Origin of the sequence: Amycolatopsis sp. NPDC051371, from assembly GCF_040682155.1 — a bacterium.
Taxonomy (GTDB): Bacteria; Actinomycetota; Actinomycetes; order Mycobacteriales; family Pseudonocardiaceae; genus Amycolatopsis.
This window is the reverse complement of the sequence record NZ_JBFBAG010000052.1, coordinates 1-14,965: the sequence shown is the minus strand read 5'-3', so window position 1 is coordinate 14,965 and position 14,965 is coordinate 1. Positions and strand designations below refer to the sequence as shown.

14 protein-coding genes are annotated in these 14,965 nt (G+C 72.9%); 7 read left to right on the top strand and 7 right to left on the bottom strand.

From position 1 onward, the window contains the following. Positions 1 to 10 precede the first annotated feature (10 nt). Positions 11 to 2,134, top strand: coding sequence for a DUF2156 domain-containing protein (locus AB0M59_RS43395; RefSeq protein WP_364627482.1), 2,124 nt, complete (start codon positions 11 to 13; stop codon positions 2,132 to 2,134). On the opposite strand, the gene AB0M59_RS43390 is transcribed toward AB0M59_RS43395, so the two are convergent. Genes AB0M59_RS43390 through AB0M59_RS43380 form a run of 3 tightly spaced genes read right to left on the bottom strand, consistent with a single transcriptional unit; the run spans position 2,112 to position 5,451 of the window. Next, positions 2,112 to 2,777: a hypothetical protein gene (locus AB0M59_RS43390; protein WP_364627480.1), complete on the bottom strand. Its 666-nt coding sequence runs from the start codon at positions 2,775 to 2,777 to the stop codon at positions 2,112 to 2,114. The genes AB0M59_RS43395 and AB0M59_RS43390 overlap by 23 nt on opposite strands. Before the next feature lie 26 nt (positions 2,778 to 2,803). Continuing rightward, a complete protein-coding gene (locus AB0M59_RS43385) occupies positions 2,804 to 3,703 on the bottom strand; it encodes a hypothetical protein (protein WP_364627478.1) in 900 nt (299 codons plus the stop codon). Then, positions 3,703 to 5,451, bottom strand: coding sequence for a proline--tRNA ligase (locus AB0M59_RS43380; RefSeq protein WP_364627476.1), 1,749 nt, complete (start codon positions 5,449 to 5,451; stop codon positions 3,703 to 3,705). The genes AB0M59_RS43385 and AB0M59_RS43380 overlap by 1 nt, the downstream gene beginning before the upstream one ends. A 123-nt stretch (positions 5,452 to 5,574) precedes the next feature. Here AB0M59_RS43380 and AB0M59_RS43375 point away from each other — a divergent pair, with 123 nt between their 5' ends. The 3 genes from AB0M59_RS43375 (at position 5,575) to AB0M59_RS43365 (ending at position 8,881) form a co-directional block, all read left to right on the top strand. Then, on the top strand, positions 5,575 to 5,919 hold the full coding sequence (locus AB0M59_RS43375; protein WP_364627475.1) for a VOC family protein: 345 nt from the start codon (positions 5,575 to 5,577) through the stop codon (positions 5,917 to 5,919). Between the two features lie 204 nt (positions 5,920 to 6,123). After that, positions 6,124 to 7,962: a trypsin-like serine protease gene (locus AB0M59_RS43370; RefSeq protein WP_364627473.1), complete on the top strand. Its 1,839-nt coding sequence runs from the start codon at positions 6,124 to 6,126 to the stop codon at positions 7,960 to 7,962. A 16-nt stretch (positions 7,963 to 7,978) separates the two neighbouring features. Continuing rightward, complete coding sequence (locus AB0M59_RS43365; RefSeq protein WP_364627471.1) at positions 7,979 to 8,881, top strand: 2-hydroxyacid dehydrogenase; 903 nt, start codon at positions 7,979 to 7,981, stop codon at positions 8,879 to 8,881. Here AB0M59_RS43365 and AB0M59_RS43360 read toward each other — a convergent pair. After that, positions 8,862 to 9,827: a GNAT family N-acetyltransferase gene (locus AB0M59_RS43360; protein ID WP_364627469.1), complete on the bottom strand. Its 966-nt coding sequence runs from the start codon at positions 9,825 to 9,827 to the stop codon at positions 8,862 to 8,864. The genes AB0M59_RS43365 and AB0M59_RS43360 overlap by 20 nt on opposite strands. 157 nt (positions 9,828 to 9,984) lie before the next feature. On the opposite strand from AB0M59_RS43360, the gene yaaA reads away from it, so the two are divergent. Beyond that, the gene (gene yaaA / locus AB0M59_RS43355) at positions 9,985 to 10,731 is read left to right on the top strand and encodes a peroxide stress protein YaaA (RefSeq protein ID WP_364627468.1); all 747 of its coding nucleotides are present in this window, start codon (positions 9,985 to 9,987) and stop codon (positions 10,729 to 10,731) included. Between the two features lie 3 nt (positions 10,732 to 10,734). Here yaaA and AB0M59_RS43350 read toward each other — a convergent pair whose 3' ends face one another. After that, positions 10,735 to 11,805, bottom strand: coding sequence for an FAD-dependent oxidoreductase (locus AB0M59_RS43350; protein ID WP_364627466.1), 1,071 nt, complete (start codon positions 11,803 to 11,805; stop codon positions 10,735 to 10,737). Between the two features lie 84 nt (positions 11,806 to 11,889). Here AB0M59_RS43350 and AB0M59_RS43345 point away from each other — a divergent pair, with 84 nt between their 5' ends. After that, a complete protein-coding gene (locus tag AB0M59_RS43345) occupies positions 11,890 to 12,444 on the top strand; it encodes a suppressor of fused domain protein (protein ID WP_364627464.1) in 555 nt (184 codons plus the stop codon). Here the strand turns inward: AB0M59_RS43345 and AB0M59_RS43340 are convergent. After that, complete coding sequence (locus tag AB0M59_RS43340) at positions 12,414 to 13,280, bottom strand: LysR substrate-binding domain-containing protein (protein ID WP_364627462.1); 867 nt, start codon at positions 13,278 to 13,280, stop codon at positions 12,414 to 12,416. The genes AB0M59_RS43345 and AB0M59_RS43340 overlap by 31 nt on opposite strands. Before the next feature lies 1 nt (position 13,281). Then, entirely contained in the window at positions 13,282 to 13,725 is a 444-nt protein-coding gene (locus AB0M59_RS43335) for a cytidine deaminase (RefSeq protein WP_364627461.1), read from the bottom strand. 99 nt (positions 13,726 to 13,824) lie between these two features. Between AB0M59_RS43335 and AB0M59_RS43330 the strand changes: the two genes are divergently transcribed. After that, complete coding sequence (locus AB0M59_RS43330; RefSeq protein ID WP_364627460.1) at positions 13,825 to 14,721, top strand: MBL fold metallo-hydrolase; 897 nt, start codon at positions 13,825 to 13,827, stop codon at positions 14,719 to 14,721. Positions 14,722 to 14,965: the final 244 nt, after the last annotated feature.

Below are 14,965 nucleotides of genomic sequence, written 5' to 3'. Positions count from 1 at the left end.
ACTTCCGGGCATGACTGAAGCAGCGTCGGCGGCCGAGCCCGCCGCAGGGGGACGCATCCGCGGCACGGTCGCGGTGCTCAGGCAGCGCCTGCCGTTCACCAGCAGCGTCGTGCTCGCGATGCTCGTGCTGGCCGTCGTGTCGGGGGCGCTCTGGAGCGCCGCCGAAGACCGCGCGGCCTACCCGTTCGTCGCGTACGGACTGCCGTCGCTGGAGGCGGGCCGGTGGTGGACCATGCTCACCGGGCCGTTCTTCGCCGTCGTCCCCTGGTTCTACCTCCCGATGGTCGGCAGCTTCGCGCTCTTCGCCGGCTTCGCCGAGTGGCAACTGGGGACGCGGCGCGCGATGACCGTGACCATCGGCGGCCAGTTCGTCTCGGTGCTCGTCGCGACGCAGTTCCTCGCGCTGTGCCGCAACTCCGGCTGGCTGTGGGCCGAGCGCATGGCGGGCAGCCTCGACGTCGGGTTCTCCGGCGGCGCGCTCGCGGCGGTCGCCGTCGCCAGCGCCACGCTGCGGCCGCCGTGGGCGCTGCGGCTGCGGGCCGGGCTCTGCGTGTACGCCGGAGTCGCGATCGTCTACGTCGGCACGCTGGCCGACCTCGTGCACTTCTTCGCGCTGCTGGCGGCGATCCCGCTCGGCAACCGGCTCGTCGGCTCGCGGCGGGCGCCGTCGGCGGGACCGGACCCGCGGGAGTGGCGGCTGCTGACCGTCGCTGGCCTGCTGCTGCTCACCATCGCCGAAGTCGTGATGTTCCTGGTGCCCGGCGACGGCCCGTTCGGCTCCACCGAAGGGGTTTCGCTGTCGGCGCCGGAGCTGGCGGTCCTCGTGCTGATCGTGGTGCCGATGCTCAACGGGCTGCGCAAGGGCGGCCGCGTCGCGTGGCGCTGGGCCATCGCGCTGTCGGCTTTCGTTACGCTGCAAGGACTCGCCGCGGCCACGGTCTACGGACTGGCCGACGTCTTCGGCGCGGACTACGACACCACGGGACTGCCGCTCTTCTTCGTGGACAATCTCCTGTGGACGGTCGAGCTGGGCTTGCTCATCGCCGCGCAGCACGCCTTCCGCGTCCCGTCGCGGCGCCGGCAGCGGCGCCACGCGCAGGGTCCCGGGGCGGCGCTGGCCCGCACGCTGCTCGGGCGGCACGGCGGCAGCACGCTGTCGTGGATGACGACCTGGCCGCGCAACACGTACTTCGTCCGCGAGGACGGCCGTTCCTACCTCGCCTACCGCCGGCACGCTGGCGTCGCCGTCGCGCTCGGCGACCCGATCGCGCCGGACGGCACGGCGGCGGCCACGGTCACCGAGTTCACCGCGATGTGCGAGAACACCGGCCTGGTGCCGTGCGTGTTCTCGGCGACGGAGGCGACGGTCGCGGCGACGCGCGAGCAGGGTTGGCAGCACGTCCAGGTCGCCGAGGACAACGTGCTCGACCTGGAGGGGCTGGAGTTCCGCGGCAAGGCGTGGCAGGACGTGCGGTCGGCGCTGAACAAGGCCGCCAAGCAGGACATCGACTTCCGGCTGGTCCGCTTGGCCGACCAGCCGGAACCCATCCTCGCCCAGGTCCGGGCGCTGTCGGAGGAGTGGATGTCGGGCAAGGGCATGCCGGAGATGGGCTTCACGCTCGGCGGCCTCGACGAGGCGATGGACCCGGCGACGCGGGTCGGCCTGGCGGTCGACGCGGAGGGCACGGTCCACGGCGTGACGTCGTGGCTGCCGGTCCACACGGGCGCGGGCAAGGTGGGCGGCTGGACGCTGGACGTGATGCGCCGCAGCCCGCACGGCTTCCGCCCGGTGATGGAGTTCCTGATCGCGTCGGCGTGCGTGCAGTTCCGCGCCGAGGGAGCGCGGTTCGTCTCGCTGTCGGGCGCGCCGCTGGCCCGCAGCGGCGGCGACGGCCCGGCGCGCACGGTCGACCGCGCGCTGGAGTCGCTGGGCCGGGTCATGGAGCCGTACTACGGATTCCGTTCCCTGCACGCGTTCAAGGCGAAGTTCCAGCCCCGGCGCGTGCCGCTGTACCTGGCTTACCGCGACGAGGCGGACCTCCCGCGGATCGGGCTGGCGCTGAGCCGGGCCTACCTGCCGGACGTCCGGCTGCGCGAGCTGGCGAAGCTGGTCAGTAGCTCTCGGGGACGCTGATCCGCTGCGGGAACCGGATCTTCCGGCGGCTGACGACGTTCTGGGTCTTTTCGATCAGGGTGCCGTCGGTCAGCCGGAGCCAGTGCCCGTTGCGGGAGTCGGTGAAGGCGAGCATCACGCCGGGCGTGGTGTGCTCGATCCGCCGCCCACCGCGCACCGGCATGCGCCACTTCCCCGGCGGGAGCACGGCGTAGAGGTACTCGTCGTCTTCGATCTCCGGCCCGCGGTGCAGGGTGGACCCGGTCATCGGCAGGCTGCGCACGAGGTCGAACGAGACGACGACGTGGTGGACCGCCTCGGAGTTGGCGTTGGCGACGATCATGTGGACCTCGCCCGCGTCCGTGGTTTCGATCCACGCGGTGACCTTGGCGGCCTGCTCCTGCCACTCGCGCAGCTCCCGCTTCGCCCGGTCCACCCGCGCCACCCGGCCGTCCCGGATGGCGATCCACAACGCGACGGCCACGGCCGCGACGGTCCCGACGGCACCGGCCCACTGCCCGGCCGCACCCCACCACTCCGGCTCCCGCGGCTGCACGAGCCAGCCCCACGCCTTCGCCAGCAGCGGCCCGAAGAGCAACAAGAACCCGGCGACACCGAGCACGGAGAACGCGACGGTCCGGATGCGCGCGAGCCGTTCGTCCATGGGGTCAGCCTGCCGAACCTCGGCGCTCAGCGGTAGGTGGTCGGCGGCGGAGTCGTCGTGCTCCGGTCCGCCGCAGGCACGAACCGGTAGCTCTGCAGGATCCCCAGCAGGTCGTCGCGGATCGTCGGTCCGGAGCGGTCGCTGTCCGCGTACGCCACCACCACGCCCGACCCGCTCCCGTTGCCGAACGCCATCGCAACGACCAACGCGTGCTTCGCCGCGCACTCGCCCGTTGCCGCGGGGGTCACTTCGGCGACCACGACGCGGGCCGGGGCCTTGGTGCCGTCGGCTTTCGTGAACTGGGCGTCCGTGCCCGGGCCCACCTGGGACGTTCCGCCGTACGCGCCGGTCGCGAGATCCGTCGCGGCCTTGCGGGCCGCTGCCTCGGGGTCGGCGAGCGGCTCGGTGGTGACGCCCGCGCCGCCCAGCGTGTCCCGGGCGCAGAAGTCCTTGCCCAGGAACGCACTCGTGATCAGCCGGATCGCCGGCTCGTCCCAGCCGTGCTGGGTGGTCGGCGCGGGTTCCCAGGACGGCGGGACGTCGTAGGCGTACGAGCCGTCTCGCGCCGCGACGGACTGCCAGCCGCTCGTCACAGCGGGGACGACCGTCCGCGGCGCCGGCGTCTCCACCCGCGGCGGACGCGACGTCGGCGTCGACGACGTGGGGTGTGACTTGCCGACGCCCAGCGCGTTCAGCACGCCCGCGATCAGCGCGATGAGCACGATCCCGAACCACGGCGCCCGCCGCCACTTCAGCGGCTTCGGCGCCGGGCGGATCCGCTTCGGCTGTGCGCGCGGAGACTCGACAGGCGGCTCCGACGGGACGCGCGGCGCGTCCGCGGGTTCGTAACCGCCGAACCCGCGAAGCGCCGCGTTGTCCTCGTACCCCGGCGTCGTGTCGTCAGAGCGCCGGGAGAACAGGCCCATCAGGACCGGACGAGCTTGACCAGGTGCTCGACGACGGCGTCGACCGCGATCTCTTCGCGCTCGCCCGTCCGCCGGTCCTTGACCTCGACGACGCCGTTGGCCAGGCCGCGCCCGACCACGAGGATGGTCGGCACGCCGACCAGCTCGGCGTCGGCGAACTTGACGCCCGGGCTCGCCTTGCGGTCGTCGAGGATGATCTCGAGCCCGGCGGTGTCCAGCTCGGCGGCGAGCTTCTCGGCACCGGCGCGCACCGCGTCGTCCTTGCCCGCGATGACGATGTGGACGTCGTACGGCGAGACCTCGCGCGGCCAGATCAGGCCGAGGTCGTCGTGGTTCTGCTCGGCGAGCACGCCGACCAGCCGCGAGACACCCACGCCGTAGGAACCCATCGTGATCCGGATCGGCTTCGAGTCGGGACCGAGCGCGTCGAGCCCGAACGCGTCCGCGTACTTGCGGCCGAGCTGGAAGATGTGCCCGATCTCGATGCCGCGCGCGGCGACCAGGGTGCCGTGGCCGTCCGGCGACGCGTCGCCCTCGCGGACCTCGGCGGCCTCGATGGTGCCGTCCGGCGTGAAGTCGCGCCCGGCCAGCAGGTCGACGACGTGGTGGTCGACCTTGTCGGCCCCGGTGACCCAGGCGGTGCCGGGCACGATCCGCGGGTCGGCGAGGTAGCGCACGCCGTTGTCCTGCAGCGCCTTCGGGCCGATGTAACCCTTGACCAGGAAGGGGTTCTTGGCGAAGTCGGCCTCGTCGAGCAGCGCGACCTCGGCGGGCTCGAGCGACGCTTCGAGGCGCTTCATGTCCACTTCGCGGTCGCCGGGGAGCGCGACGCAGACGAGGTCCCACTCCTTCGCGCCCGGCTGACGCGCCTTGAGCATGACGTTCTTCAGCGTGTCCGCGGCGGTGAACGTGCGGCCGAGGTCCGCGTTGTTCAGGAAGGTGACCAGCGACTCGATGGTCGGCGTGTTCGGCGTGTGGTGCACCTGCGCGTCGGGCCGGCCCTCGATCGGCTGCGCCGCCGGCGCGGGGGTCACGACGGCTTCGACGTTCGCCGCGTAGCCCGACTCCGTGCTGCGGACGTAGGTGTCCTCGCCCGTCTCCGCGACCGCGAGGAACTCCTCGGACGCCGAGCCGCCCATGGCCCCCGACGTCGCCTTCACGATGACGTACTCGAGGCCGAGGCGGTCGAACAGCTTCGTGTAGGCGGCGCGGTGGGCCTGGTAGGAACGCTCCAGGCCCTCGTCGTCGAGGTCGAAGGAGTACGAGTCCTTCATGACGAACTCGCGGCCGCGCAGGATGCCGGCGCGGGGGCGCGCTTCGTCGCGGTACTTCGTCTGGATCTGGTACAGCGTGACGGGGTAGTCGCGGTACGAGGTGAACTCGCCCTTGACCGTCAGCGTGAAGAGCTCTTCGTGCGTCGGGCCGAGGAGGTAGTCGGCGCCCTTGCGGTCCTTCAGGCGGAAGAGGGCGTCGCCGTACTCGGTCCAGCGGCCGGTCGCCTCGTAGGGCTCCTTCGGCAGCAGCGCGGGGAACTGGATCTCCTGCGCGCCGATGGCGTTCATCTCGTCGCGCACGACGGCCTCGACGCGGCGCAGCACGCGCAGGCCCAGCGGCAGCCACGAGTACCCGCCCGGGGCGACCCGGCGGACGTAGCCGGCGCGTACCAGGAGCCGGTGGCTCGGTACCTCGGCGTCCGCCGGATCCTCGCGCAAGGTGCGAAGGAACAACGACGAAGTCCTGGTGATCACTGCGGGGCTCCCTGCTCCGGGCGGGTGTGAAAGTCCCGCTCAGGGTAGTCACTCCCCCGGCCGTGACTCCAACGGGTTACTCGGCGGCCGGTTTTTGTCGGTGGTCGCCGCTAGCTTCGGGGCATGGCGATCCACATGGGCATGATCACGATCGACTGCGCGGATCCGCGCGGTCTGGCCGAGTTCTGGACGGCGGCGCTGGGCACGACGGTGGCGCAGGACTACGAGGGCGAGTTCCTGGTGCTGGCGCCGGTCGAGGGCGGGCTGCCACTGGGGTTGCAGCGGGTTCCGGAGCCTCGCACGGGGAAGAACCGGGTCCACGTCGACTTCGGCGGGGACGATCGCGGGGCGGAGGTGAAGCGGCTCGTGGGGCTGGGGGCCGTGGAAGTCGCGGAGCACGAGGTGCCCGGCTTGGCGTGGACGGTGCTGACGGATCCGGAGGGCAACGAGTTCTGCGTATCGGGCTGAGGAGGCGGCGCGCGGTTTCGTGAGGCGGCGGTTCGGCCGTTCGGATCAGCGTTCTCCGATACCCCCTTTTCGGCGCTGGCGACGCGTCGGCGCGCCCCGCTAGCATCGCGCCGCGGGGACGGGGAGGTCCTTGGTCAGCGGTGACCGCGGCGAGTCCTGTTCGCGAAACTTCCGAATCCACAGCTCGAATCCACAGGGGGATCCATGCCGCCCGTCAAGGGTGTCTTCAGCGCGTCCGGACGAGCCAGAGCCGGTGCCGTGCTCACCGCCGTCGCGGCCGCCGGCCTGCTGGCCGCCGTTCCGAGTGCCGCCGTCAGCGGGGGTGCTCCCGCCGCCGACGGGTCGTACCCCTTCGCCGCCAGGATCGAGGCCGGCAGCGCCCACGGGTGCAGCGGCGCCCTCGTCGCCCCGCAGTGGGTGATCACCGCCGCGAGCTGCTTCCCGGAGAACGCCGGGCAGGCCGGACCGCCGAAGCTCGCCGCCAAGGCCGTCGTCGGCCGAGGGGCCACCCCCGGCGCCGAACGCGCCATCGTCGACGTCCTCTTCCGGGCCGACCGCGACGTCGCCCTCGCCAAGCTGTCCGCGCCCGTCACCGGCGTCACCCCGGTCGCCCTCGGCACCACGGCGCCCGCGGCCGGTGACTCCGCGCTCGTCGCCGGGTACGGCCGCACCGCCACGGAATGGGTGCCCGACCGGCTGCACACCGCCGCCGTCTCCGTGCAAAGCAGCACCGCGACCACTCTCGCCATCCTCGGCGACCCGGCGTCCGCGACGACCTGCCAGGGCGACGCCGGCGGCCCCCTCCTGCGGCAGCGCAGCGGCGTCACCGAGCTCGTCGCGCTGCACCACACGTCGTGGCAGGCCGGCTGCCTCGACTCGACCGAGACCCGCCAAGGCGGCGTCGAGACCCGCGTCGACGACCTCGCCGGCTGGATCGGCCTCCGCCTGCGCGGCGACGCCTACACCGCGTTGCCCGCCGCCCGCCGCATCCTCGACACGCGCACTGAGCAGGGCGGCCACGACAAGCCTCTGACGGCCGGCGAATCCGTCCCCGTCACGATCCCGGATCTGCCGGCGAGCGCCGGCGCCGTCGCGGTCAGCCTCGTCGGAACCGGCGGTACGGCGAACACCTTCGTCACCGCCTACGGCGACACCCGCCCCACGACGTCCAACCTCAACCTCGGCGCCGGCAAGACGGCCGCGGTCATGGCCGTCGTGCCCGTCGGCCCGGACCGGAAGATCCAGGTCCGCAACAACGCCGGCTCGGTCGACGTCCTCGTCGACTACCTCGGCTACTACAGCGCGTCCGGCGAGTCGACCTACCTGCCGAAGGACAAGCCGGACCTCGTCCTCGACAGCCGGACGTCGCTCGGCGGCCACCCGGGCAAGCTGACCGGCGGCGAGATCGTCACCGTCCCGGTCCGCGGGGTGGCGGGCGTGCCCGCGGACGCCGTCGCGGTGACGGTCAACCTCACCGGGACCGAAACCGACTCCGAGACCTTCTTCAGCGTCTTCGGGCAGGGTTCGCCCGGTCCGTCCACGCTGAACCTCTCCGCGGGTGAGGACCGCGCGACGCAGTCGCTCGTGCGCATCGGCGACGACGGCGCCATCCGCGTCGTCCTCCACCACGGCCAGGGTCACGCGCTGCTGTCGGTGGCGGGCGCGTTCGTCCCCGGCGACGCGGGCAGCCGGTACGCCGCGCTGCCGACCCCGGCCCGCTTGCTCGACACCCGGGCCGCGACGCCGCCCGCGCCGCTGGGCCCGGGCGGGATTGTCACGGTGCCGGCCGGTGAGCTGCCGCCCGGCGCGACCGCCGCGGCGGTGAACCTCACCGACGTGCAGCCGAGCGCGCGGTCCTACCTCTCGGCCTGGTCGCACGACCTGCCCTACAGCGGCGTCCCGTCGACGGTGAACGTCTCGCCCGGCGAGATCACCTCCAACGCGGCGACGGTCCGCCTCGGCGCGGGCGCGCGCTTCGACGTCCGCAACTCCGCCGGCTCGACGCACCTGGTCGTCGACCTGCAGGGCTACTACACGCGCTAGCGGGTAGAAAGGCGGCATGAGCGCTCGCGTACTGCTGCCGTGGACCGACATCGAGGTGCCGGAGGGGCTCGACGCCGTCTACTACGACGGCGTCGAGCCTCCCCCGGCCGAGCTGGGCGACGTCGAGTTCTACGTGCTGCCCTACGACCGCGGGTCCGAGCCGCCGAAGCTCATCGAGGAGCTGCCGTCGCTGCGGGTGGTGCAGTCGCTGTCCGCCGGAGTCGAGACGCTGGTGCCGCTGCTGCCCGAAGGCGTGCGGCTGGCGAACGGGCGGGGGCTGCACGACCTGAGCGTCGCCGAGCACGCCCTCGCGCTGATCCACGCGGCGCAGCGCGACCTGCCGCGCTGGTTCGCGCAGCAGACACGCGGCGAATGGACTCGCGAGCACACGCGGTCCCTCGCCGACAGCCGCGTGCTCCTGGTCGGCTACGGCTCGATCGGGCAGGCGATCGAGCGCCAGCTTCTCGCCGCGGAAGCCGTCGTGACGCGGGTGGCGAGCCGCGCGCGCCCGGACGAGGACGTCCACGGCGTCGCCGAGCTGCCGGACCTGCTGCCCGAGGCCGGCATCGTCGTGCTGGTCCTCCCGGACACCCCCGCCACGCGCGGCTTGTTCGACGCGAAGGCCCTGGCTGCCCTGCCCGATGACGCCCTGGTGCTGAACGTCGGCCGCGGCACGGCGATCGACACGGACGCCCTCCTGGCGGAGACGCGTACCGGGCGCCTGCGCGCGGGCCTCGACGTCGTGGACCCGGAACCGCTGCCCGCGGACCATCCACTGTGGACGGTGCCGGGCGTGGTCATCACCCCGCACATCGCCGGCGGGTCGGCGTCGTTCTACCCGCGCGCGAAGAAGCTGGCGGCGGAGCAGCTGCGCAGGTACGCGAACGGGGAGGAACTGCTCAACCTCGTGGATCGGTGAGCACGTAGACGTGCCATTCGTCGTCGACGCGATATCCGCACCGCTCGTAAACGCCCAGGGCGCGGTGCGCGTTGTCGACGTCGACGTTCAGCGCCGACCGGTCGAATCCCGCCGCTTTCGCCGCGATGAGCGTGTGCCCCAGCAACCCCGACGCGACGCCGCGGCCGCGTAGGACCGCCCGCGTTCCCACCCAGGTGGCGTAGTGCTCGCGGATGCCCGTCGCCTCGGCTTCGGACGCGTAGAAGTGGCTGAGCACGAACGCGAGGACCTTGTCGCCGTCGAGGATCAGGTACGACAGGTCCGGGCGGAAGTCCTTCGAGCCGGTGACCAGGTGGCGCCAGGCGTCGGGCTCGTAGGGCGTGCTGCCCCAGTGGTCGCCGAAGGTGTCGTTGCGGGCGTCGAGCACGGCGAGGTCGTGCTTCCGGTCGAACGGGACCGCCGTGAAACCGTCCGGCAGCGGCGGCTGCGGCGGCAGGTCGGCGAGGCCGACGCGCATGTTCACCATCGTGCGCGCGTGCGTGTACCCGGCGGCGGTGAGGACGCCGGTGATCCAGCGCTCGTTCTGGTGCTGGCCGTGGTGCAGTTCGAACGGCGCGTCCGGGAAGGCGCGCTCGTTGACCTCGCGGCTCGTGCGCGAAAACCACTCGACCAGGTGAGCGCCGACGGCGTCGGTCCGGTACTCCGGGTGCACGACCGACTGGAGCCGGATCATGTGGACGGGGTTCGCGGCGTCGCGGCGGCGGACGAGACCGTAGGCGACGAGCGCCTCGCCCGCCCAGGCGCCGGTGGTGGCGCGAGCCAGGTCGATGTTGGGACCTTCCAGCTCGTCGCGGAGATCTTCGTCGCTGAAGTGGTCACCCGTCCGGTCGACTTCCTCGGCCGCGGCGTACAGCCGGGTGAACGCGGGGACGTCGTCGAGGGTCAACGGGCGCCAGGTGAGGTCCATGGCGGGAGGCTAGGCCGGGCGGTGGCGTCCGCGCACCCCGATTTACCGATCCGGCCACAGGTAGGCCGACCCCCACGCGGCACGTAACCGCCGATACCAAGACATTCGGCCGTGGCTGTGGTCGGATCGGTAGAAGTCGGCCCAGTACGCTCGGTGCGTGCTGGTGCTCCTCCCCCCTTCCGAAACCAAGGCCGACGGCGGCCGCGGCGGCCCGCTCGACTTGGGCGCGCTGTCGTTCCCCGAGCTGAACCCGGCGCGAGCGAAGCTCGCCGACGCGCTCACCGCGCTGGCCGCCGACGTCCCGGCCAGCATCGCCGCGCTGGGCATCACCGAGCGCCAGGCCGGCGAGGTCACGCGCAATGCCGAGCTGTGGTCGTCGCCGACGATGCCGGCCCTGCGCCGCTACACGGGCGTGCTGTACGACGCGCTCGACGTGAAGAGCTTCACGAAGGCGGGCCTGGAGAAGGCGCACCGGCGGCTGGCGGTGACGTCGTCGCTGTTCGGCGTGGTGTCGGCGACCGACCCGATTCCCGCGTACCGGCTTTCCGGCGGGAACGCGCTGCCGTCGCTGGGGACGGTCCGCGGGCACTGGAAACCGGTGCTCGAACCGGTGTTGCGGCAGGTCGAGGGCCTGGTGGTGGACCTGCGCTCGGGCACGTACTCGGCGTTCGCGAAGCTGCGCCCGGACGCGGTGACGGTTCGCGTGGTGACGGAGAACGCGCGCGGCGAGCGCGTGACGGTCAGCCACTTCAACAAGGCGTACAAGGGCCGGCTGGCACGCGAACTGGCGGTCACGCGGGCCGAACCGTCCACTGTGGACCAGCTGGTGAAGGTGATCACGAAGGCGGGCCTGGTGGTGGAGCGCACGGGTGAGCACGCGCTGGAGCTCGTCACCGAAGGCTGACGCTCAGAAGCGGTCGGGGGCGAACGGCGTCAGGTCGAACCCCGGGTCCTCCCCCAGCGCCACCGACGCGACCAGCTTCCCGGCGAACGGCGCGTTCGTCAGGCCGCCCGCGCCGAAGCCCGTCGCCACCGCCAGCCCCGGCCGCAGCGAACCCAGTACCGGCAAGCCGTCGGGCGTGCCCGGGCGGAAGCCGACCCGGGTCTCGGCCAGCGTCGCGTCCGCCAGGCCCGGGGCCACCGTCAGCGCGTTGTCCAGCACCTCGCGCTGGCCGGCCGCCGTCACGCGGTAGTCGAAGCCGGACTCCGCCTCGCGCGTCGCGCCCGCCACCACGCGGCCGCCGCCGAACGCCAGCAGGTAGTGGCTCGTGCGCGGCAGCACGACCGGCCACGCCGCCGTGTCCGTGCCCGGCAGGTCGAAGTGGCTGATCTGGCCGCGGTGCGGCGTCACCGGCAGGTCGATCCCCAGCGGCGCCAGCAGTTCCCGGCTCCACGCGCCGGCCGCGACCACGACGCTGTCCGCTTCCAGGGGGCCTTCGGAACCCGCCACCGTGCCGTCGGCCCGGAACGCGACCTCGCCTTCGACGAACTTCGCGCCCCGGCGCTCGGCGGCCGCCAGCAGGGCCCGGCGCAGCTGATGACCGTCGACGCGGCCGGCGCCGGTCAGGTGCACCGCACCCAAATCGGGCGCCAGCGCCGGGAACAGTTCGCGGGCCTGAGCCGGGTCGAGCCGCCGGACTTCACCGGCCTCGGGCGCGTCCGCGGCCCGTGCGGCCAGCCGTTCCTGCGCCTCGGCCAGCTCGGCGTCGTCGGCCGAGACGACCATCCCGCCGACGACCTCGAACGACGAATCCTCGAGCTCCGCGGTGAACTCGCGGTAGTACCGGCCGGCCGCCGACGCGAGCGGGTAGAGCGCGTCTTCCCAGCGCGACGTCCACGGGCTGACGATTCCGGCGCCGGCTTCGGTGGCCGTCCCCGGCCGGGCCGCGTCCGCCACGACCACCTCCGCGCCCCGGCCCGCCAGGTGCCAGGCCGTTGCCGCGCCGCCGATTCCGCTGCCGATCACGAGCACTCGCATGTCCCCCACCCTGCCCGATCGTGCCGCGCCCGGGCCACCGGGATTGCGCCGCGCACCCGGGCGGCCGGTCGTATGCTGCGCGCCATGCCGAGCCGTGCCGAGCGGTATGTCGCCCATCTCGACACCCTGACCGGGAACACCGAACCCCGGCTGCAGCCGATCTCGTCGACCCACGCCGGGCTCGACGACGTCATCGCGTTCGTCTACGCCGACGAGCCGGAGCCGAGATACCTGACCGGGGTCACGTACGGCCTTTCGCTGGCCGACCACGCCGAATGGCACGGCGTGAAGCCGGAGCTGTGGATCAGCGTCCGGTCGGACGACCCGGTGTGGGCGCTGGCCATCGGCTACCTCGCCGAGCAGCTGCGGGGCACCTGCCCGTTCGTCTACGGCGACACCATCGACTTCGGCGAGCCGATCGCGCCCGAGTCCGCCATGACCGCTTTCGCCGTGTGCGCGCCCGCCGGCCTCGACGCCCACCAGTACACGCTGATCGACATCGGTGGCGCGCCCATCAGCATCGCCGGCTGCTTTCCGGTGCACGACATCGAGCGGAAGTACATCCGCGAGCACGGCATCGACGCGTTCTGGCAGCTGGACTGGGACTTCTACGACGTCCGGCGCCCGCCGGTCGTCTGATACACGGCCGTCGCGAGCGCCACGAACGACCGGACCAGCGGGCTCGCGTCGCGCCAGGCGACGACCACCGGGTTCGGCGCCAGGCCGGTGAGCGGCACCACCGTCAGGTCGCCGGGCGGCCGGTGGCCGAGCGGCATCAGCCCGACGGTCCCGTTCCAGAGCACGGCCTGCAGGCACTCCTGGACGGCGCGGACCACCGGCCCCTCGCGCGGCTCGCCGCCGTGCCAGTACGACTGCCAGACCGGGTCGGTGCCTTCCGGGAAGCGGAACCAGCGGCGACCGGCCAAGTCGGCCGGTTCCAGGTGGTCGCGGCGGGCCAGCGGGTCGTCGGCGCGCAGCACCGCGCCCACCGGGTCTTCGCGCAGCCGGTGCACCGTCAGGCCGGTCTCGTCGAACGGCCCGCGGGTCAGCGCGACGTCGACGAGCCCGGCACGCAGCCCGCACGTCGGGTCGGTCAGGTCCGTGTCGCGGACGCGGACCTCGACACCCGGGTGCTGCCGGCGGTAGGCGTCGGCCAGCCGCGTCGCGTCCGGGTCGGCACTGTCGGCGAGGAGGCCGACGGTGATCGTCGCGGCGCCGGCCGCGGCGGCCACGCGCACGCGCGCCTGGTCGGCCTGGCCGAGCAGGGCGCGGGCCTCGTCGAGCAGGGCCGCGCCGGCCGGGGTGAGCTTGACGCCCGCGGCCGAGCGCACGAGCAGGACGGCGCCGACGTCGGCCTCCAGCTGCTTGATCGCGCGGCTCAGCGGCGGCTGGCTCATGTGCAGCCGCGTGGCGGCCCGGCCGAAGTGGAGTTCTTCGGCGACGGCCACGAAGTACCGCAGCGTGCGCAGCTCCATCTCAGCCCGGCTGCCCGGCCTCGAAGGGCCAGACATCGTCGGGGAAGACTCGCGCGAACCAGTGCGGCTGGACGTCCCGCAGCCGCAGGGCCCGCCACCGGCGCGGGTCCGCGGGTTCGGGCACGGCGACCTCGACGTCCGGGCCGTGGGCGAAGAGCCGTTCCTGGCAGACCCCGCAGGGCGCGAGGATCCAGTAGCCGCGCTCTTCGTCCGCGGCGGTCACGCACACCGAGCCGGTGACGCGCCTGTCCAGCTTGAAGGCTTCGCAGATCGCGCCGGTTTCGTGGCACAGGCTGACGCCCTGGTTCGGGAATTCCGGTGCCGTGCTCGTCAGCACCGTGCCGTCGTCGAGGCGCAGCGCCGCCGCGCCGGACCACGGCGTCCCCCCGAACCGGCTCCGCGCCAGCGCGATCGCCGCATCCACCAGTTCCTGATCGACTGCCATGGCCGAACAGTAACGCCGACCGGCGAAGATATCCGCCCGGTATCGGCGCCACCCGAACGGTCTTGGACGGCCGGGGTGTCCCGGCGGTGGAATCGGGGCATGACCGACATGACCGATCCCGCCGTGCGGGTAGCCGGCGCCCGCGAACTCGCCCCGGACCTGCTGGTGATCCCGAACGACCGCGTAGACCTCGTGCCCAACATCGGCGTCATCGGCGGCACGGAGGCCGTCCTGGTCGTCGACACGGGCCTGGGCACCGCGAACGCGACGGAGGTGCTCGCCTTCGCGACTTCGGTGGCCGCGGGCCGTCGCCTGTACCTGACCACGACGCACTTCCACCCCGAGCACGCGTACGGCGCGCAGGTGTTCGCCGGTGCCGCCACCTACCTGGTCAACCGCGGCCAGGCGGACGACCTGAGCGCCAAGGGCGCGGGCTACCTCGAGATGTTCCGCGGCCTGGATCCGGTGGTCGCGGCTCGGCTGGACGACGTCCGGGTGCCCGTACCCGACGTCGTCTACGACGGCTCGCACGAACTCGACCTGGGCGGCCGGACCGTCCTGCTGCGCCCCACCGGCCGGGGTCACACGCTCGGCGACCAGGTCGTCGAGGTGCCGGACGCCGGCGTGCTGTTCACCGGCGACCTGGCCGAGACCGGGCAGTTCGCGATCCTCCCGTGGTTCCCCCCGCACGACACGGACGTCACCGGCGTCGGCTGGCTCTCGGTCCTGGACCGGCTGGCCGCCCGCGAGCCTCGGGTCGTGGTGCCGGGGCACGGAGAGGTCGGTGGCGTTTCGGTGCTCACCGACGTCCGTGACTACCTGCGCGAGCTGCGTGACGAGACCTGGCGCCGGCGGGACGCGGGCCTCGGGGTGGAGACCATCGTCGCCGAGGTGCGTTCGCTGCTCGTCGAACGCCACCCGGAATGGGCCGGGCAGGAGTGGATCGAGCCGGGCGTCGGGTGCCTGTGCGCCGAGCACGACGCCGCTCGTGGGTGATGGTGGGATCGCCGGCCGGTGTGCGGTCGAGCCTCGCGCCCTGCGCTGCCGTGCGAGCCGGCGCGGGGCGCGCGCCGGTCGCCGGTGCCGGCAAGTGCTGTCAGGCAGGGCAGATTCACCGGGCCAGAGGTCTTGAATGAGTCATTCAAGACCTCCGACCTGGATCCACCGGTGAATGTGGTGGGTGAGGCGGTGTCGTAGACGCGCAGATGCCCTCTGACCTGGGATGATTGTTCTTGTCTAG

What these genes read in the sequence shown, in the direction of transcription:
- AB0M59_RS43330 (WP_364627460.1), top strand. Translation starts at nt 13,825, where the DNA reads ATGACCGACATGACCGATCCCGCCGTGCGGGTAGCCGGCGCCCGCGAA.
- AB0M59_RS43340 (WP_364627462.1), bottom strand. Translation starts at nt 13,280, where the DNA reads ATGGAGCTGCGCACGCTGCGGTACTTCGTGGCCGTCGCCGAAGAACTC.
- AB0M59_RS43390 (WP_364627480.1), bottom strand. Translation starts at nt 2,777, where the DNA reads ATGGACGAACGGCTCGCGCGCATCCGGACCGTCGCGTTCTCCGTGCTC.
- AB0M59_RS43370 (WP_364627473.1), top strand. Translation starts at nt 6,124, where the DNA reads ATGCCGCCCGTCAAGGGTGTCTTCAGCGCGTCCGGACGAGCCAGAGCC.
- AB0M59_RS43395 (WP_364627482.1), top strand. Translation starts at nt 11, where the DNA reads ATGACTGAAGCAGCGTCGGCGGCCGAGCCCGCCGCAGGGGGACGCATC.
- AB0M59_RS43385 (WP_364627478.1), bottom strand. Translation starts at nt 3,703, where the DNA reads ATGGGCCTGTTCTCCCGGCGCTCTGACGACACGACGCCGGGGTACGAG.
- AB0M59_RS43335 (WP_364627461.1), bottom strand. Translation starts at nt 13,725, where the DNA reads ATGGCAGTCGATCAGGAACTGGTGGATGCGGCGATCGCGCTGGCGCGG.
- AB0M59_RS43345 (WP_364627464.1), top strand. Translation starts at nt 11,890, where the DNA reads ATGCCGAGCCGTGCCGAGCGGTATGTCGCCCATCTCGACACCCTGACC.
- AB0M59_RS43360 (WP_364627469.1), bottom strand. Translation starts at nt 9,827, where the DNA reads ATGGACCTCACCTGGCGCCCGTTGACCCTCGACGACGTCCCCGCGTTC.
- AB0M59_RS43375 (WP_364627475.1), top strand. Translation starts at nt 5,575, where the DNA reads ATGGCGATCCACATGGGCATGATCACGATCGACTGCGCGGATCCGCGC.
- AB0M59_RS43365 (WP_364627471.1), top strand. Translation starts at nt 7,979, where the DNA reads ATGAGCGCTCGCGTACTGCTGCCGTGGACCGACATCGAGGTGCCGGAG.
- AB0M59_RS43350 (WP_364627466.1), bottom strand. Translation starts at nt 11,805, where the DNA reads ATGCGAGTGCTCGTGATCGGCAGCGGAATCGGCGGCGCGGCAACGGCC.